Origin of the sequence: Paraneptunicella aestuarii (assembly GCF_019900845.1) — a bacterium.
Lineage (GTDB): Bacteria > Pseudomonadota > Gammaproteobacteria > Enterobacterales > Alteromonadaceae > Paraneptunicella > Paraneptunicella aestuarii.
Window position 1 is genome coordinate 4,851,426 of sequence record NZ_CP074570.1, and the last position, 17,478, is coordinate 4,868,903.

Below are 17,478 nucleotides of genomic sequence, written 5' to 3' on the forward strand. Positions count from 1 at the left end.
GCATAAATGATGGGTAACAAAACAATGACGGCTACAGCTTTAATCGCCTTAGCCTTTTTAATCAATATCGCATTTGCTTGGCAAAACGCTCCCGACAGCCAATTTACCGTAATGATTTTAGCGGTTTCCATTGTCGGTATTATCATCGCTGTATGGAGTGGGCAAAATGCAGGAAAGGGAAATGCCGACGAGGTTCAAAACCTCGCCAACAAACTTCGTCACACCACAGCTAAACTTGAGAAAGGAGATGTTGATAATCTCCCGGAAGATACTATTGGTGGTAGCCCTGAGTTTGCTCCTGCAAATCAATCCCTGACGGAATTACTGGGTGCGATTAGAGAAACCCACACCCACCAGACGAGGGAATATGCGTCTCTGAAGAAAAAACATCTAACATCAGAGAAAGCGGTTCAAACAGCAACTACCCATCTAATGTTTGCCGATGAAAACTACAATATTGTTTATCTGAATGACAGTTTGAAAAGCATGTTAGCTACCCACGAAGCAAAATTGGCAGCTCATTTTTCAGGGTTTAAATTGTCAACATTGATCGGTTCCAATATTGATATTTTCCACAAAGCCCCATCACATCAACGTAACATTCTTGATAACTTGAAAGGCAAGTTCAGTTCAGAAATCTCGGTTGGCGACCTTCTTTTCGGTTTAACCATTAACCCAGTGGTTTCAGAAGAAGGAGTGCGTACAGGTACTGTTGTTGAATGGCAAGATTTGTCGGACAGAGCTGCGGCTGAGGAATTACGTAAAGAAAACCAACGCATCAGCACAGCATTGGGTTCCGTTAGTACCAACGTAATGTTGGCTGATCCAGACTACAACATCATTTACCTCAACGACAGCTTGCGCACTATGATGAACAAGTATGTTGAGAAGTTCCGTACTATCCGTAGCGATTTTGACCCCGACCATTTGTTAGGTAAATGCATTGATATCTTTCATAAGAACCCGGCTCATCAAAGAAAAGTGCTAGATTCATTAACCAGCACCTATGAAGCCGAAATCACTCTCGTTGATATACACCTAAAACTAACCGCAAACCCGGTTATTGACGAACAAGGCAACCGACTAGGCACGACTCTGGAGTGGGCAGATATCACCTTCCTGAAACAACAGGAAGTCGTTGCCAAAGAGAACGCCAGGATCAAGGTAGCTTTGGACAACGTAACCAATAACATCATGGTTGCCGACGACAATCTGGTCATTGTTTATTTGAACCAGGCCGTGGTTAGAATGCTGCGTAACGCTGCCAGTGATATTCGTAAGGATTTACCACATTTTGACCCAGACAACCTGCTTGGCAAAAACATCGATGTGTTCCACAAAAACCCTGAACATCAACGTATGATGCTGGCCAAACTGGAAAGTCCATATAAAACCAAGATCATTGTCGGAGGCAGACACTTCAACCTGATTGCAACACCGGTTAAATCTGAAGCGGGTGTGAGAATCGGTACAGTGGTTGAGTGGAACGACATTACGGCGCAAGTCATCGTAGAGCAAGAAGTTGAAAAACTGGTTTCGGATGTTAGCGAAGGCAGACTCGGCGCACTGATTAGCACAGAAGGTAAGGATGGCTTCTTCCTGAACGTGTCTAATGGCTTGAATGACCTGTCGCAAACCATCAATGCTTTCGTCAAAGATGTCAGCGCAGCCATGCTGAAACTGTCTACTGGTGACTTGAATATCAGCATTGATAACCAGTACCAAGGTAATTTCGGCGAAGTGGCAACAGCTCTTAATGACACCGTAGCCAAACTTAATGAGGTTCTTGGCAACATTAAACTAGCAACAGATTCTATTCGCTCTTCAAACCATGAGATCTCTATTGGTAATGATCAACTTTCAGATCGCACAGAGAAGCAGGCTTCTAATCTGGAAGAAACCGCAGCCAGCCTGGAGCAGCTAACCAGTAATGTGCGCAACACTGCCGATAATGCGACAACAGCAAATCAGGCGGCTAATAGTGCTAGAGAGCAAGCGCGTAACGGTGAATCCATTGTTACCGAAGCTGTACAATCAATGTCAGCGATTAAAGAAAGCTCTAACAAGATTGTAGAAATCATTAGTGTGATTGATGACATTGCTTTCCAAACTAACCTGTTAGCATTAAACGCATCGGTTGAGGCCGCCAGAGCGGGTGAACAAGGCCGAGGCTTCGCAGTAGTAGCAAACGAAGTACGGAATTTGGCGCAACGTTCAGCGGTATCAGCAAAAGAGATCAAGGAACTGATAGACGTTAGCTCTGCTCGCGTTAACACTGGTAGCGATCAGGTTAATAAATGCGGTGAGGCTCTGAAAGATATTCTGACTCATGTAGACGAGCTTTCAACACTCATTGCTGATATTGCTAATTCAACCAATGAGCAAGCCGCGGGTATTGGTCAGGTGAATCAGGCGGTTGCCGAGTTGGATGATATAACGCAACAAAACGCAGCATTAGCAGAAGAAGCTTCTTCTGCCAGCCAATCATCGGTACAACAAGTCGACGACATGGTGGAAATTGTCAGCTTCTTCCAACTTGATGGTGAAGCAAGTGCTGCGCCTCGGGTTCCAAGAGCGGCACCACCGGTAGCGAGATCAAAGCCAATCTCAAAACCAAAACCGAAAGTAAGCAAACCAAGCACATCGGCCAGCGCTCCAATATCTTCGTCTTATGACGATTCTGACGATGACTGGCAGGAATTCTAAGGACGTAGCATCAGAATATGAACAGCAATGAATTACAGCTCTTAAGTGTCACTCTCACAGAAGACATTTACGGCATTGATATCACCAAGGTTCAAGAAATAAGAGCCTTGGGCAAGTATCGCAAATTGCCGAACATGCCCAAATATTGTGTTGGTGTCATTGATTTTCGTAATTCCATGGTGCCAGTCATGGATTTGCGAGAAATGTTCGGATATCAACATGACAAGGTGTCTGCGCAAACCGTCATTGTTGTCATGTTGGTCGAGCACCATACCGAGCAGATGCTGTTAGGCATTGTGGTTGATTCAGTCTCTGATGTTATTGCGGTTCAACAAAAGGATTTAAGGAAATCACCTAACATCGGAGCCAAAGTAAATACCAGTTTTATTCGAGGTATGTTTAAACACGATGACAATATTGTCGTCGTATTAGCCCTCGACGCGATACTGGAAGCAGATGCCCTGACGGATATTCGGGCATTGGTAAAAAACGAACAAATTTCAGTGTAACCCATGCGCATTATCGCATGTGTTAACCAAAAAGGTGGGGTGGGGAAAACCACCGTATGTGCAAACCTTGCTTACGCACTTTCCGAACAAGGTAGTCGTGTATTGGTTTTGGATATGGATCCGCAAGGACATCTGGGTCAAAGCTATGGTTTTTTTCAGAATAAAAGACCCGGCATCGACTCATTGCTTAGCGGCAGCCATAACTTCAACGAGATTATTGTCGATCTTTCAGACACCTTAAGTTTCGTTCCATCAGGGCCAGGATTGCAAAGGATGGAATCTATTCCGATGGGGAAAGGGAAAGGGCTACTGCTAAAAAAAGCGGTGCAAAAACAAATTCGAGACTATGATTTTATACTACTGGATTGCCCTCCATCATCGGGCTTTTTGGTAGTTAATGCTCTCGCCGTAGCGAATGAATTATTAATTCCGGTTACGCCAGATTACTTCGGCATGTCGGGGTTATCCATGCTACTGACGACAGTAAAGAATTTTGAAAAGGTATTGGGTAAATATCAACATCGCTGGATAGTGGTAAGCAGGATGCAGACTCGTCGTTTGACGAAGGATGTGATGAAAAAATTGGAGCATTATTTTAAGCAATCTCTCGTACCTGTGCAGATTACGGAACGAGCCGCTTTAGCCGAATGCCCCAGTTATGGAAAACCCATTATGGCGTATGCGCCAAACAGTAGTTCCAGCAAAGAGTTTGAACAACTGGCAAGGCATATATCTCAATATGAGGAATCGCTAGATGAGTCAGAAGAATCACGACGAAGAGAGCCGCTTGGGGCATGATCCCCTGGAATGGCTTGAAGACGATGAGTTAGAAAAACAAGACAACTCAAGTACGGTTGTGAATGAACAACCCACACCTGCGCATGAAAATTCTGAAGAAGATGAAATGCAGCAGAATATTTCTGCGCCTGAAGATTCATTACCATCAGATCAACAAGATACTGTTGCCATTAACAAATTTAAGCAAAACGGTCGCACGGGCAAGCTTTTCCTTCCCGAAAGATTAATGGTGCAATCTATCGAATCCTTACATAAAGAGTGGCTACTTCTCGCTGAAATCGACAATCTCAATCAATTGAATATCAATGCAGGTCAGGTGGAGGATATCGACGCTGCCGGCCTGCAATTACTCTTTGTATTAATAAGACAACTCACTTCAAATGGCTGCCAGGTCGTTTTGGATGATGTACCCGACAAACTGGACAACGCCTTTGTACAAGCCGGACTGGCAGACTACTTTAAGGCGTTCGTCCATGCAGCCTAACTATCAAGATGATAAAAAGAAAGAATTTGGCTTTACCCGTAAACACTTCGATCTATTACGCCAAAAAGCCAAAGCCTACTCAGGTATTCATGTCACTGATGACAAGTACGAGATGTACTATGCGCGTTTAGCCAAGCGTTTACGCTTATTAAAGCTAAACAGCTTTAATGAATACCTGAGTCTCATTGATAAAGATCCCGAAGAGTTTATTGATTTCATTAATGCGATCACTACCAATGTCACCTCCTTTGATCGGGAAGCGCATCATTTTGAATATCTAAAAGAGCGGATTAAAGCTAACGAAATACATTCATTGTCGATTTGGTCTGCAGGCTGCTCATCCGGAGAAGAACCCTATTCCATTATCGTCAACTTATACGAGCTGGCACGACAACACAAAATCCCTTTTAAATTGGTCGGCACCGATTTGGATACCAATGTGTTGGCCAGAGCAGCAAATGGCGTTTATGACGTTAAGGCAATAGAGAAATACAGCAAGGAAACCAAGAAACATTATTTTTTAAGGGGCGTTGGCAGTAATTCAGGTAAGTGCCGGGTAAAGAAGCCTTATAGAGAACTGGTGCAGTTTAAGCAGCTTAACCTGATCAATAACTGGCGTTTTGATAAGCCCTTTGATGTCATATTTTGCCGAAACGTTATGATTTATTTTGAAAATGACATGAAGCATCAAATCCTTAAAAAATACGCCGAACACCTTGTGCCAGGAGGTTTGCTGTTTCTTGGACATTCCGAATCGATCAGTAAAACCAACTCAGACTTCGATAATGTCGGCAAGACCATTTATCGTAAGCGTAGAAAATAGGGTTTAGCCATGCACCATCACAAACCCTCTCCCCCAACCTGCTTACCAGGCTTTGAACATGTCAATCGCTATTGGGATAGGCATCACAATACTTTCGCAGCCAAGATCCTTCCCGGAGAATATTACGTCACAACAGGACAGGAAGTGATCACAACCGTACTTGGTTCATGCATTTCTGTATGCGTTTATGACCCAGTACAAGGCATCGGCGGTATGAACCATTTTATGTTACCCAGTAGCCGCAAGGATGATATGGGATTATTAAGTGAATCATTCCGTTATGGTGATGTTGCCATGGAACGATTGGTTAATGATTTGCTCCGTAATGGTGCCGACAAAAGTCGTCTGATTTTTAAAGCTTTTGGCGGCGGGCAAATTATCAAGCATATGACCGCCATAGGGCAGCGTAATATTTCTTTTTTACATAAGTTCATGACGATGGAAGGCTACAAATTAAAAGCATCTGACCTGGGAGGGCCTCATCCCAGAAAAGTGGTCTTTTTTCCGTTAGAGGGTTCAGTTAAAGTTAAACGGCTACAACACATGCATAATGACACCATCGTTGCTCGTGAGAACAAATACTCTACTCAATTGAGCAAACAAGAGGAGATCACAGGTGATATAGACCTGTTTGATTAGGTAAAGAATGAAAAAAATAAAAGTACTTATCGTTGATGACTCACAGTTAATTCGCGAATTACTTACTTCCATTCTGGATTCAGATCCCAGGCTTGAAGTTGTTGGGTGTGCGGTTGATCCTCATCAAGCTCGTCAAATGATCAAAGATCTCTCCCCCGATGTGATTACATTAGATGTGGAAATGCCACGGATGAATGGCATTACCTTCCTGAAAAACCTGATGCGCTTACGGCCAATGCCCGTAGTCATGATTTCTACACTGACATCTGAAGGCTCACAGATCACCATGCAAGCCTTGGAGTTAGGCGCTATCGATTTTATCGAGAAACCCAATAATATCAGTGAAATGATGGCCGATTACCGCGACATTATTATCAACAAAGTCATTACCGCTGCCAGCGTGTCCAAAACCAAGCTTTTGGCCTATCAAAACCGTTTAAAAGCTGAAGAGCATGTAAAACACCAGCCCATTGATATTCAAAGAGCTCGGATTCTGCAAATTCCCTCCCAACCGACCAATAAAATTATCGCCATTGGCGGTTCAACTGGAGGACTGGAGGCACTTAGAGCTTTGCTGGAGGCCGTTAAATTTTCAGGCAGTGAATCCATTGTTGTTGTCCTACATTTGCCCGCAGGGTTTACTCAATCCTATGCCCGAAGGCTAAACCAGTGTTTGCCGGTTACAGTGAAGGAAGCCGAAGACAAAGAACGTATTTTACCCGGGCATATCTACATTGCTCCCGGTGGACTACACCTCAGTATTAAACGTCGAGCAGTAGGATACCAATGCATTATTGAAGATGGGGAAAAAGTAAACAGACATAAGCCCAGTGTTGATGTGTTATTCGATTCCGTCGCCAAAGAAGCGAAAAACGATGCAATGGGGATCATACTTACAGGTATGGGTAACGATGGTGCCCGTGGCTTAAAACACATATTTGATGCCGGCGGTGAAACCTACGCACAAAATGAAGAATCCAGTGTTGTATGGGGTATGCCCGGCACTGCGGTTGCTGCTGGCGCGGTTCCAAGTGCCAATATCAGAGACCTTTCTAAAATCGCCTCAGTCATCCCTCCGTTTGCAAAAAGATAGCAAGCATTTACTAAGCTGTAGCTATCATGGTAAATTTTAGTTACAGTTTGGTTTACGGATTAAATGTAAACTAAATGTCAATAAATTGTGTAATTTCCTACAATTTTTGAGCGTGTTTAAGTCTAATTCAGGGTTTTCCCTGATTTTTTTATAAATTCATTGCACCATTTTACAAACAATGTAAGGTGCGTTTTTTCGAAGCGGCGTAAGGTTATTTACCATGCACAGACCATTTTTAAGTAATCATGGGCAGGTAGAATGGTGGGATCGTCCAAATTTAATTCAGTACTACTGTGAATTTAATTTAGACGCATACCAGGATAACCTCTTTGATTCACATGGAGTGCATTTCCCCGACACAGTCAAGAAGTCGGTTGTTAAACGTCGAGCAGAGTTTCTTGCAGGCCGCTATTGCTCATTAAAAGCCTTGGCAATGGTTGGCGAATTTCCTGAATTTATCCCCGTCGGTAAACAGCGTGAACCTCTCTGGCCGGAAACCACCTTGGGAGCCATTAGCCATACCACAGCCTGTGCCACAACCATAGTGACGAAAGATCCTGATGTTAAAGGGCTGGGTATTGATATTGAAAACCTCGTCAACACCGACACGATGGAAAAGATCTGCAGCCACATTATGCCAAAAGAAGCTGGCACTATTCTGGAACAGGAAGGTCTTACCCAGGAAGAAGTATTTACCCTGGTCTTTTCCGTTAAAGAAAGCTTCTTTAAAGCCGCCTATCCTCAAGTAAAACGCTATTTTGATTTTGACGCCGTAGAAATTCTTTCATTTGATCAGGATAAGAAAGAAATTACATTCCGTGTCGAAGAAGATTTATGTCCTGCAATACAGCCCGGATTAATAGTGAAAGGTTACTATCATCAGTTTTCAGAAGAGAAATGGGCGACATTAGTCACTATCTAAACCTAACACTGCGATTTTCCTAAACAAGCTTTTGCCCAAATAGCTCTCGTTAACGAGTATTGTTCTTTTTAGGCGACAGTAAATCTTCCTTTTCCATTCTCTTATCAATAAAGCTGTCGATATCACCTCCTCCCGCACACCGAATATGACCGCCAGTTAAGGTACTCAATATACTCAAACCTTGTTTCACTGTACTGGAACAATCCACAGCGATAGGTTTAGGCGCTTTATATTGAACCGTCGCACCAGAAGAAGAATATCCAGAACCATCCAACCCCAAAGCTCCTCCAACCTGAGGGTGCGCCTGATTGTATTGATACTGTTGAGCTTCCTGCCTGGCGATATCACTAAGCTTATTATCTGCCATAGAATTAAAATACGATTGGGTAGAGCTAAAGGCTCGACTGGATGAGCGAGGCTCAGCCTCTTCAGAGTTTGCCTGTATCTCCTCTTCCTCAGTGGAAAGGGATGAAGAGGGTAAAGAAGAAGACTGAATTGCAGGTAATTCTGCTTCTTCCACCTCTTGTAAATTATCTTCGATCTTCTCGCTTTTTTCTTCCGGAATCGTTTCAACAACTTCAGGGACAGGTTCAGATTTAGGGGGAGCAAGCATGGCAGAAGTAACGAAGTAAGTTTCAATCGGTTTGGGTTCTTGAGGCTTATCCTGCGTAAGAACAGCGCCTATTTTCACCTGATTTTGAATAACCGCAACAAAACCCAAATGTAGAAATATAGAAATAACAACAAAGTACAACCACCCATGACTTTGGGATGCTTTAGGAGAAAAGTCCAGAGGAGTGGCGACCAACTGCATTAACAGGCTACTACATTGATTTTACTAGCCTTATAGACAGATTGTAGAAATAGAAGTTCAGAGAGTGATACAGATTAATCTGAGATCGATAAAACTAGGAAGCACGCTTCTTGCTTTGTTGAGTAAGTCTTAAGTTGGTTACGTGAGCCGCAACGATCAGCATAGCGCCTATGGCAATAGTGATAGGCTCGAAAGACTCACCGAAAATATCTTTATTCCAGTAAATCATCCCACCCAACGCAATACTAATCAGAGGAGAAATCTGACGGTGATGGCGGTAAAACCCCACCAGCATTGCCCAAAAACCCACAACCAGGGAAACAATAAGGATACTACGCTCAAACCAGTCTTGAGCAAAAAAGCTGGCGCCAAGTAAAGGAGCAATTGGCAACAATACTGGCAATGACAAGCAATGCACAGCACACAGGCTAGATGCCCAAATGCCTACTTTGTCTAATATGCGAGTATTACCTTGTGCCAAAATGATACCTTACGTTTAAACCATCTCAATTTGAGTGGATGATATAATATAACATTATTATTGTAGTGCAAGTTTTTACATCAAACCAAATCTTAATTGGGCTAAATTCGGGCGAATTCATTAAAAGAATATTTCGAGAAATAGTACAAGATAAGAGGGTATAAAAGAGAGATTAAAGCTTATTCGTCTTCTGCAACAACCGGACTTTCTTTTTCTTCCGCTTTATTCATTGCGAGCTGTTGCTGTTTATCAAACATCAATTCACTGAGAGGAACCAACCTGATACCCGCCTTTTCCAATTCGGGTAAATGTTTGGAGAGATAAGCCAATGTTTGTGGATATGGATGAGCAATACCAATAGCTAAACCATCGCGGTTGGCAATTCCTCTCAAACGCTTAAACTGAGTCTCGATGTGTCGAGGTTCTGGAATATGATCTAAAAAAACATGTCGGTGTAAACTCGGCACACCGTATTTTTGAGCGATGTTTTCAGCACGGCTAAAACGCGTCGTTCGACTATCAACGAAATACAAACCTTTAGTTTGCAGGTACTCCATCGTCGCCGTCATAGGTAAGGTTAACTGCGTTAATTTGCTACCCATATGATTATTAATAGCAATGGCATTCGGCACACTGGCATGAGCTTGTTCCAGTTGCTCTTTAATCATCTCCGGCGGCATTATTGAGGTTAACGCTCCTGGTCCTAACTCTTTGCCCGACAAAGATTCCATCGGTACATGCAACATTACTTCTCTTTGCTGTTGCTCAGCCAGTTGCGAAAAAGGCATTGAGTACGGTGTATGAGGCAATATCGCGAAGGTGATTTCGCTAGGAAGTGAAAAGGCTCGAATATCTTCAGGCTTGTTACCAATGTCATCAATGATCAAGGCAATAGTGGAGGCATTCACCAGACTAGCAAAGCCTAAACCCAAAGCAATCAAAACACTTTTAACAGCTCTGAAAGAAAAAGTGTTTAACAAAAAAAACGCCAACAAAAATGAACCAGTTCCGATTAAGGAGACCAGCTTTCCTGTTAGCGTTTTTTTACGTTCAATATGATCAAACGTTTTCGGTTCTGCTTTGTGCAGCGCACACTCAAAAGGTATGGCTGCACTGCAGATATTGTTGTTGCGCACGGCTTTTATAAGCTCTTTTCTTTCAGGAGCGTTCGTTCACGAACAACCAACACTCCGAAGCTTTTGGAAAATTGTTGATGGGATATTTACCACACCAAACAAGAACACATTATAGATAATACGATCGCATAATCCACTAATCTTTACGATTCTTTGCAATTATTTCTGCAACCAGTTGGCTGGATTAACAGGCTGGCCTTTGTGCCGGATCTCGAAGTAAAGTGAAGGTCTTGACTGACCTCCACTTTGGCCTAACAGGGCAATAGTTTCGCCGGCTTCAACACGGTCTCCGACCTGCTTTAACAAAGCTTGATTTTGACCATACAGGCTCATGTAACCATTACCGTGGTCAACGATAATCATCAAGCCAAACCCTCTGAGCCAATCGGCAAACAAGACTTTGCCATGATGAATAGCACTGATGGGACTACCCGCATCGCCATAGACTAACACTCCTTTCCAATGGACTTGTCCCTGGCGTCGTTTACCAAAGAGTTTTCTCAATCTGCCATCGGCAGGTTGAAGCAATTTTCCTTTGAACGGCTCCAACCCCAGAAGCTCCTGATCTGCCATTTCCTGAGATTTACGGGCGGCCTCCATGGCCTGAACCAAGTTCTGTTCGTTAATTTGCAGTTGCTCGATATGAGCCGCTTCGTTGTTAATGGTTTTTTGCAGCGCTTGTAGCGTCGATTCCCTTTCTTGTTGACGTAAACGCATCACAACTTGCTGCTGTTCCAAATTAGCCTTATCGCGTTTTAGTTGATCAGCATTTGCTTTCAACTTTGTCGCAACATCCAATAACTGAGTAACCAGACTCTGGAAGCTCTCAATTTCGCTTTGGCGAGCATTATTCAAATACTGGTAATACACCAACATACGCTCAAACTTCCCGGCATCTTCCTGATTTAATAGCATTTTGGTGTAATCATGATTACCACGCATGTAAGCACTTCGAATTTGCTTTGCCAGTAATGCCTGCTGTTCTTCCTTCTTTTTCAAAAGAGCATTTTTCTCTTTGATCAGCGTATTCTGTTCCTTCTGATTATCCTTAATCATACGCTCACTCACCACAATGTCCTGAGACAAACGGGAAATCTCTAATTCCGCTGCTTTTAAACGATTCTGCAGATCTTGTGCAGATAACATTTGCTCCTGCAACTGCTCTTGCCTGCGCTTAATCTGATTCTGAATTTGCTGCAATTCTTGCTCATTGGGCTCATTCGACTGTGCCCGAACAATAGTGCTATGAACGCATAATCCCCAGCCCAAAACTACAGCAAAACACCACAGGGAAAACCGCTGTGGTGTTTGCATAACTCTGCTCAGATTTAACGTAGGCTTCATAAATTAAGGAAGCGTCCTTACTCGTTAGTCCTGTAACGTCATAATGGGTTTGCCGGTCATCTCGTCTGGCTGAGGCATACCCATTAGATGCAACATGGTTGGTGCTACATCACTAAGCGTCGCTCCTTCGCGAGGCAGGGCACTACGACCAACATAAATGAAAGGTACAAGTTCGCTGGTATGTGCAGTGTGTGCTTGTCCAGTATTGTGATCAACCATCTGCTCCGCGTTACCATGATCGGCAGTAATCAAACACTCACCGCCAACCTTGCGCAATGCTTCAACGACTCGACCTATACACTTGTCCACGGCTTCACAAGCTTTGACAGCGGCTTCATAGACACCGGTATGACCCACCATGTCACCATTTGGATAATTACAAATTATCACGTCAAACTTCTGCGATTCGATGGCGCCCACCAGCTTATTGGTCAATTCTTCCGAATTCATTTCTGGCTGCAAATCGTAAGTAGCAACGTCTGGAGAAGGAACCAGAATACGTTCTTCTCCTTGATATAAGTCTTCTCGTCCACCGCTGAAAAAGAAGGTCACATGCGCATATTTCTCGGTTTCAGAGATACGCAATTGCGTGCGATTGTGCTTGGCTAACCATTCTCCCATGACATTTTTCAGTTCTTCTGGCGGGAAAGCCACCGCCGCTTTAATATCCGCAGCAAATTGAGTTAGGGTCACAAAGGCACACAACGCTGGCGTTTTCTTACGTTCAAAGCCAGAGAAGTCGACATCAGTAAAAGCGCGAGAAATTTGGCGAGCACGATCAGCGCGGAAATTCGCAAAGAAGAGCGCATCACCATCTTCAAGAGGTGCAGCGTCACCAATCAAGGTAGTTTTAACAAACTCGTCGTTTTCACCACGCGCATAAGCCGCTTCCAAACCCGCAATGGCTGACTCCGCCTGAAACTCGCTCTTGCCAAGAGTCAGCATGTCGTAGGCAGCCTGAACGCGATCCCAACGTTGATCACGATCCATGGCATAGTAACGGCCCACCAGGCTCGCAGTTTTACCCACGCCTAATTCAGCGAATAGTTCATCAGCTTGTTTCAACGATGATTCCGCACTTCTTGGTGGCGTGTCTCGACCATCCAAAAAGGCATGCAAATAGATCTTTTTAGCACCTAGTTCTGCCGCTGCGCGAACCAATGCAAAGATGTGATCTGTATGACTGTGAACGCCACCAGGTGACATCAACCCCATGATGTGAACCGCTTTGTCGTTCTCAACAGCGGCCTTAATATTGCCAGCAATAACCGGATTTGATGCAAACTCCCCGTCTTGAATGGACTTGGTAATGCGTGTGAAATCCTGATAAACAACGCGACCGGCACCTAAATTTACGTGCCCGACTTCAGAGTTTCCCATTTGCCCGTCAGGCAAACCAACATCCAGCCCGGATCCAGAGATAAGCGTGTGAGGGCATGATTGCCATAACTCATCCAACACAGGCGTTGCAGCATTGGCAATCGCGTTATTGTCGGTCTCTTCCCGGTAACCCCACCCATCCAAAATCAACAATACCAAGGGTTTCTTTCCCGGATTCATGAATTTCGTCTCCACAAAGTGCTAAATGAATTAATTTAGTAGACAGCCTGACAAATCGAAACGACTGTGCCAGCCCTTTAAAATTAAGGCCGTCCAGTGAAAATACATTGCGCTCATTCCACAAAAAGAAATGATTTCTGCGCCGCTACGTTGTCTCATTTTGTTATTGTCAGGGTACAGAGAAAACCAAGTTATGGCCTTATAAAACTAGCGTCTGCTGGCAATTTCTATATACTTTGCAGACTTTTTTCAGATGACGTTAACGTAAGGCTACTTTTAACTATGCAACAGCTTGTTGAGTTTATCGGTAATCATCCTTATTTGGCAACCGCTTGGGTGGTATTGTTTTGCTTACTGATATACAGCTATGTCGTAAGTTTTTTCTCGCCATTGCAAGAAATCTCCACACATGAAGCCACTCGCCAAATAAACAAGGAAGATGCTGTCGTATTGGATATACGTCCTACTGCAGAATTTAAAAAGGGTCACATCCTTGGCGCTACTCAGATTCCGGCAGAATCAGTCACTAAAGGCGACTTCAGCAAACTTGAAAAGTTTAAAGACAAACCCATTATTGTAGTCTGCCCTATGGGTATGTCTGCTAAACGTACCGCCATGCAAATGCTAAAAGCTGGTTTTGCTAAGGTTTCAGTGCTTAAAGGCGGTATGGGATCCTGGCAAGGTGAAGGTTTACCGGTTAAAAAGTGAATCAAATGAAAAAAGTAGAGATATACACCAAGGGTCATTGCCCATACTGCAAAAGAGCCAAAGCCCTTTTAGACAGTAAAAATGTGGCATACATAGAGTACAAAATTGACGAGCAGCCAGAATTACGTGACGGCATGATTGAAAGAGCAAATGGTGGCTACACCGTTCCTCAAATTTTCATTGGTGGCGATCTGCACATTGGCGGCTGCGACGATATGATGGCGCTTGAAGAACAACAAAAGTTAGATCCACTTCTAGCCGACTAGAATTGTGGGATCGTAAAACAGGATTTAAACCATGTCTGAAGAAAATTTGACAAACGGTGCAGGTGCGCCAGAAAGCCAACCTCAAACTCAATTTGCATTACAACGCATTTACTGCAAAGACATTTCGTTTGAAACACCGAATTCCCCGGCTATTTTCCACAAAGAGTGGAAACCTGAAATCAAGCTGGATATTGACACCCGAAGCACTAAATTGGACGAAGTAAACTTCGAAGTTGTACTCACCATCACAGTAACAGCAAAAATCGAAGAGACGACAGCATTCCTTTGTGAAGTTCAACAAGCGGGTATTTTCACTATTGAAAATATTCCAGAAGAGCAATTGCCTCATATGTTGGGAGCATTCTGTCCGAACATGCTTTTCCCATATGCACGCGAAACCATCTCTAATCTGGTCAACAGAGGGACTTTCCCTCCTCTGAATCTGGCACCAGTGAATTTTGATGCTATCTTTGCAGCATATGTTCAAAAACGTCAGCAAGAACATGCCGCTCAAGAAGGCCAACAGCTAGACGCATAATTAAAGGCATAAAAACTTATGTCTGAAAACGTAATGTATAACGAGACTATCTCGGTACTGGGAGCAGGGTCTTATGGCACTGCTCTCGCGTTTTGTTTGTCTCGCAATAAGGTTCCTACACAGCTATGGGGACGAGACAAACAAAAAATGCTGGCGATGCAGCAAGCTCGAAGCAATACCTATTATCTGCCCGGATTTGAATTTCCAGAAGCCATGCAAGTGGAAACCGATCTGGAAAAAGCCGTAAGTTATAGCAGAGATATTCTCATCGTCGTTCCCAGCCATTCCTTTGCCGATTTACTTCAGCAGATAAAACCCATCATTAAACCAGGACAACGCATCATCTGGGCAACCAAAGGTTTGGAGCCTGAAACCGGTAGGCTGCTACAAGATGTGGCACAAGAATGCCTGGGTGATATTCCAATGGCCGTACTTTCAGGTCCAACGTTCGCCAAAGAGATGGCGGCCGGAATGCCCACAGCCATTACGCTTGCCTCTACAGATGAACAGTTCCTGGAAGAATTTGCCAATAAACTGCATTGCCAGAAGTCCTTTAGAGTATATAAGAGCACCGATGTAGTTGGTGTTCAGTTAGGCGGGGCTGTTAAAAATGTGGTTGCAATTGGTGCTGGCTTATCCGACGGCATGGGTTTCGGTGCCAATGCACGCACGGCCTTGATAACTCGAGGATTAGCAGAAATGACCCGCCTTGGAATCAAACTGGGCGCCGATCCACATACCTTTATGGGCATGGCTGGACTTGGCGATTTGGTACTTACCTGTACCGATAACCAATCCCGTAACCGCCGCTTTGGTATGGCACTTGGACAAGGGAAAAAGGTCGATGAAGCGATTGCTGAAATAGGCCAGGTTGTAGAAGGCTATAGAAATACCAAAGAAGTGTATATTCTGGCGCAACGAAACCAGGTTGAAGTACCGATTACCGAGCAAATTTATCAAGTGCTTTACGAAAACAAACCTCTGAAAGAAGCCGCAATGTCGCTGCTTGGCAGAGAAATGAAGTACGAATCAAAAAGTTCGGATCAGGAAAGCTAATTAGAGCTCGCGATAATTATAAAAAAGGCGCTCAAATTAGCGCCTTTCTTACATTCCATTCAACCAGCTGGTTACCAGCTAAGGGCTCTTATCAAGCCGTCTTTAATACCATATATCCAACTATGAATAGTAATATTCTGACCTCGAGCTATCGCTCCTTTGTATATTGCTGAACGACGAACATTCTCTGCCTGTTCCAATACGTTTAATTCACATAAGCGATCAACTTTTTCCTGTCCAGAAAGCTTATCCAATTCGTCACTGTGAGTAACGATAACATCACGGATATGTTCCAACCAGTTGTCGATTAGCCCCAAAGGCTGATTCCCTAATGAAGCTGCAACACCACCGCATCCATAGTGACCACATACGATAATGTGCTCTACTTTTAGGACATCAACGGCATATTGCATAACAGACAGGCAGTTTAAGTCGGTATGTACTACAACGTTGGCAACATTTCGATGAACGAAAATGTCACCCGGCATCAAATCCACTATTTGTGTAGACGGCACTCGGCTATCTGCACATCCAATCCATAGAAATTTAGGTGTTTGTTGCCCTGAAAGCTTGTCAAAAAACTCCGGATCGCGTTCTTTAACACTTTCAGCCCACTCAACATTTTTCTTAAATAAGTCCTGGATTGTATGACTCATATGGGTTTCCTGTTTGGCAGGCAGCATAAAGCCCGAGCAAATTGCTTAGCCCTAGCGCCCGGCTTGTCATTAAAATTTTCTGTCGTTTTGCAAGTAAAAGATTATACACAGCCATTTAGAAGAATCATCCATGAATTTAGTAAGGAAAATCGTTAGACATCATGACTTCATTTACCTATAGCGCTATGATCCGGAATAAATATTTTCAGAAACTTCGATTCGATGAATGTAGAAACCTATTTATTCTTTAACGGAAAATGTGAGGAAGCACTTACTTTTTATCAGGATCTATTGGGAATAGAAGTATCCATGCTGATGAAGTACGATGAGAGCCCCGACCAGTCAATCTGTCCACCCAATTGTGGAGATAAGGTTATGCACGCCAATTTTAAAATAGGTGACACCTCATTGATGGCATCAGATGGGGATTGTGCGGGAGAACCTAATTTCGCCGGCTTTTCACTGTCATTCAATGTTGCATCCGAAGAAGAAGGCATACGAATCATGGAAGGCTTGGCAACGAATGGCAAAATCACCATGCCATTAGCCCCCAGTTTTTGGGGAGGATTATTCGGAATGGTTACAGATCAATATGGCATGTCCTGGATGGTTAGTGTGTTAGAAGCATAAATGATATTTAAGTGACTACTATCATAAAACTTTACTGTGCAACCATGTTTATTCAAATTATCAATCCGTTAGAAACAACTAATTAAATAACCCCAACTCGGGATAAGGAAGTGTTTTTGAACATTTCCAAATAATTATATCTATAACAACGGGTTAACTGTTTTTATCACCACGTCTTATCGCGAGTTGGGGTTAAATACAAACATGTAAATTCTTTATATAAAAGTGTTTCCAAACATTAGATTCTTAAAAATACTATTGCCAATCCATTTAAATTCTCTATCATCCCTGCGTTTTCCCTTGTAGAACTATAAC

At 43.4% G+C, this 17,478-nt stretch carries 19 protein-coding genes; 13 read left to right on the forward strand and 6 right to left on the reverse strand.

The annotated features are described in order from the left end of the window. The first annotated feature begins 24 nt into the window (after nucleotides 1–24). The 8 genes from KIH87_RS19070 (at nucleotide 25) to KIH87_RS19105 (ending at nucleotide 7,974) form a co-directional block, all read left to right on the forward strand. Nucleotides 25–2,706, forward strand: coding sequence for a methyl-accepting chemotaxis protein (locus KIH87_RS19070; RefSeq protein ID WP_232359437.1), 2,682 nt, complete (start codon nucleotides 25–27; stop codon nucleotides 2,704–2,706). A 17-nt stretch (nucleotides 2,707–2,723) separates the two neighbouring features. Next, nucleotides 2,724–3,215 carry a chemotaxis protein CheW gene (locus KIH87_RS19075; RefSeq protein ID WP_232359438.1) on the forward strand — a complete coding sequence of 164 codons (492 nt, stop codon included), beginning with the start codon at nucleotides 2,724–2,726 and terminating at the stop codon, nucleotides 3,213–3,215. Nucleotides 3,216–3,218: 3 nt separating this feature from the next. Next, nucleotides 3,219–4,013 (forward strand): ParA family protein, encoded by a 795-nt coding sequence (locus KIH87_RS19080; protein WP_232359439.1) that lies wholly within the window; start codon nucleotides 3,219–3,221, stop codon nucleotides 4,011–4,013. Beyond that, on the forward strand, nucleotides 3,970–4,497 hold the full coding sequence (locus KIH87_RS19085; protein ID WP_232359440.1) for an STAS domain-containing protein: 528 nt from the start codon (nucleotides 3,970–3,972) through the stop codon (nucleotides 4,495–4,497). The genes KIH87_RS19080 and KIH87_RS19085 overlap by 44 nt, the downstream gene beginning before the upstream one ends. After that, a complete protein-coding gene (locus KIH87_RS19090) occupies nucleotides 4,487–5,320 on the forward strand; it encodes a CheR family methyltransferase (RefSeq protein WP_232359441.1) in 834 nt (277 codons plus the stop codon). Before KIH87_RS19085 ends, KIH87_RS19090 begins: the two co-directional genes overlap by 11 nt. Nucleotides 5,321–5,329: 9 nt before the next feature. Next, entirely contained in the window at nucleotides 5,330–5,959 is a 630-nt protein-coding gene (gene cheD, locus KIH87_RS19095; protein ID WP_232359442.1) for a chemoreceptor glutamine deamidase CheD, read from the forward strand. Between the two features lie 7 nt (nucleotides 5,960–5,966). Then, nucleotides 5,967–7,052 carry a protein-glutamate methylesterase/protein-glutamine glutaminase gene (locus tag KIH87_RS19100; RefSeq protein WP_232359443.1) on the forward strand — a complete coding sequence of 362 codons (1,086 nt, stop codon included), beginning with the start codon at nucleotides 5,967–5,969 and terminating at the stop codon, nucleotides 7,050–7,052. Between the two features lie 220 nt (nucleotides 7,053–7,272). Continuing rightward, nucleotides 7,273–7,974 carry a 4'-phosphopantetheinyl transferase family protein gene (locus tag KIH87_RS19105; protein WP_232359444.1) on the forward strand — a complete coding sequence of 234 codons (702 nt, stop codon included), beginning with the start codon at nucleotides 7,273–7,275 and terminating at the stop codon, nucleotides 7,972–7,974. 49 nt (nucleotides 7,975–8,023) lie between these two features. On the opposite strand, the gene KIH87_RS19110 is transcribed toward KIH87_RS19105, so the two are convergent. The 5 genes from KIH87_RS19110 to gpmM form a co-directional block, all read right to left on the reverse strand. Continuing rightward, nucleotides 8,024–8,788, reverse strand: coding sequence for a hypothetical protein (locus KIH87_RS19110; RefSeq protein ID WP_232359445.1), 765 nt, complete (start codon nucleotides 8,786–8,788; stop codon nucleotides 8,024–8,026). Nucleotides 8,789–8,882: 94 nt separating this feature from the next. Then, on the reverse strand, nucleotides 8,883–9,269 hold the full coding sequence (locus KIH87_RS19115; protein ID WP_408635774.1) for a MerC domain-containing protein: 387 nt from the start codon (nucleotides 9,267–9,269) through the stop codon (nucleotides 8,883–8,885). A gap of 179 nt (nucleotides 9,270–9,448) precedes the next feature. After that, complete coding sequence (locus KIH87_RS19120; RefSeq protein ID WP_232359446.1) at nucleotides 9,449–10,405, reverse strand: divergent polysaccharide deacetylase family protein; 957 nt, start codon at nucleotides 10,403–10,405, stop codon at nucleotides 9,449–9,451. A 159-nt stretch (nucleotides 10,406–10,564) separates the two neighbouring features. After that, entirely contained in the window at nucleotides 10,565–11,719 is a 1,155-nt protein-coding gene (locus KIH87_RS19125; RefSeq protein WP_232359447.1) for a murein hydrolase activator EnvC family protein, read from the reverse strand. A gap of 54 nt (nucleotides 11,720–11,773) precedes the next feature. Further along, entirely contained in the window at nucleotides 11,774–13,309 is a 1,536-nt protein-coding gene (gene gpmM / locus KIH87_RS19130; RefSeq protein ID WP_232359448.1) for a 2,3-bisphosphoglycerate-independent phosphoglycerate mutase, read from the reverse strand. A gap of 282 nt (nucleotides 13,310–13,591) precedes the next feature. On the opposite strand from gpmM, the gene KIH87_RS19135 reads away from it, so the two are divergent. The 4 genes from KIH87_RS19135 to gpsA are packed head-to-tail and all read left to right on the forward strand — an operon-like array spanning nucleotide 13,592 to nucleotide 15,877. After that, entirely contained in the window at nucleotides 13,592–14,017 is a 426-nt protein-coding gene (locus KIH87_RS19135; RefSeq protein ID WP_232359449.1) for a rhodanese-like domain-containing protein, read from the forward strand. A gap of 5 nt (nucleotides 14,018–14,022) precedes the next feature. After that, nucleotides 14,023–14,283 carry a glutaredoxin 3 gene (grxC, locus tag KIH87_RS19140; protein WP_232359450.1) on the forward strand — a complete coding sequence of 87 codons (261 nt, stop codon included), beginning with the start codon at nucleotides 14,023–14,025 and terminating at the stop codon, nucleotides 14,281–14,283. 31 nt (nucleotides 14,284–14,314) lie between these two features. Then, a complete protein-coding gene (gene secB, locus KIH87_RS19145) occupies nucleotides 14,315–14,821 on the forward strand; it encodes a protein-export chaperone SecB (protein ID WP_232359451.1) in 507 nt (168 codons plus the stop codon). 18 nt (nucleotides 14,822–14,839) lie between these two features. Further along, complete coding sequence (gene gpsA, locus KIH87_RS19150) at nucleotides 14,840–15,877, forward strand: NAD(P)H-dependent glycerol-3-phosphate dehydrogenase (RefSeq protein ID WP_232359452.1); 1,038 nt, start codon at nucleotides 14,840–14,842, stop codon at nucleotides 15,875–15,877. Nucleotides 15,878–15,948: 71 nt separating this feature from the next. Here gpsA and can read toward each other — a convergent pair whose 3' ends face one another. Next, on the reverse strand, nucleotides 15,949–16,533 hold the full coding sequence (gene can, locus KIH87_RS19155) for a carbonate dehydratase (RefSeq protein ID WP_232359453.1): 585 nt from the start codon (nucleotides 16,531–16,533) through the stop codon (nucleotides 15,949–15,951). 222 nt (nucleotides 16,534–16,755) lie between these two features. Between can and KIH87_RS19160 the strand changes: the two genes are divergently transcribed. Further along, the gene (locus tag KIH87_RS19160; protein ID WP_232359454.1) at nucleotides 16,756–17,163 is read left to right on the forward strand and encodes a VOC family protein; all 408 of its coding nucleotides are present in this window, start codon (nucleotides 16,756–16,758) and stop codon (nucleotides 17,161–17,163) included. Nucleotides 17,164–17,478: the final 315 nt, after the last annotated feature.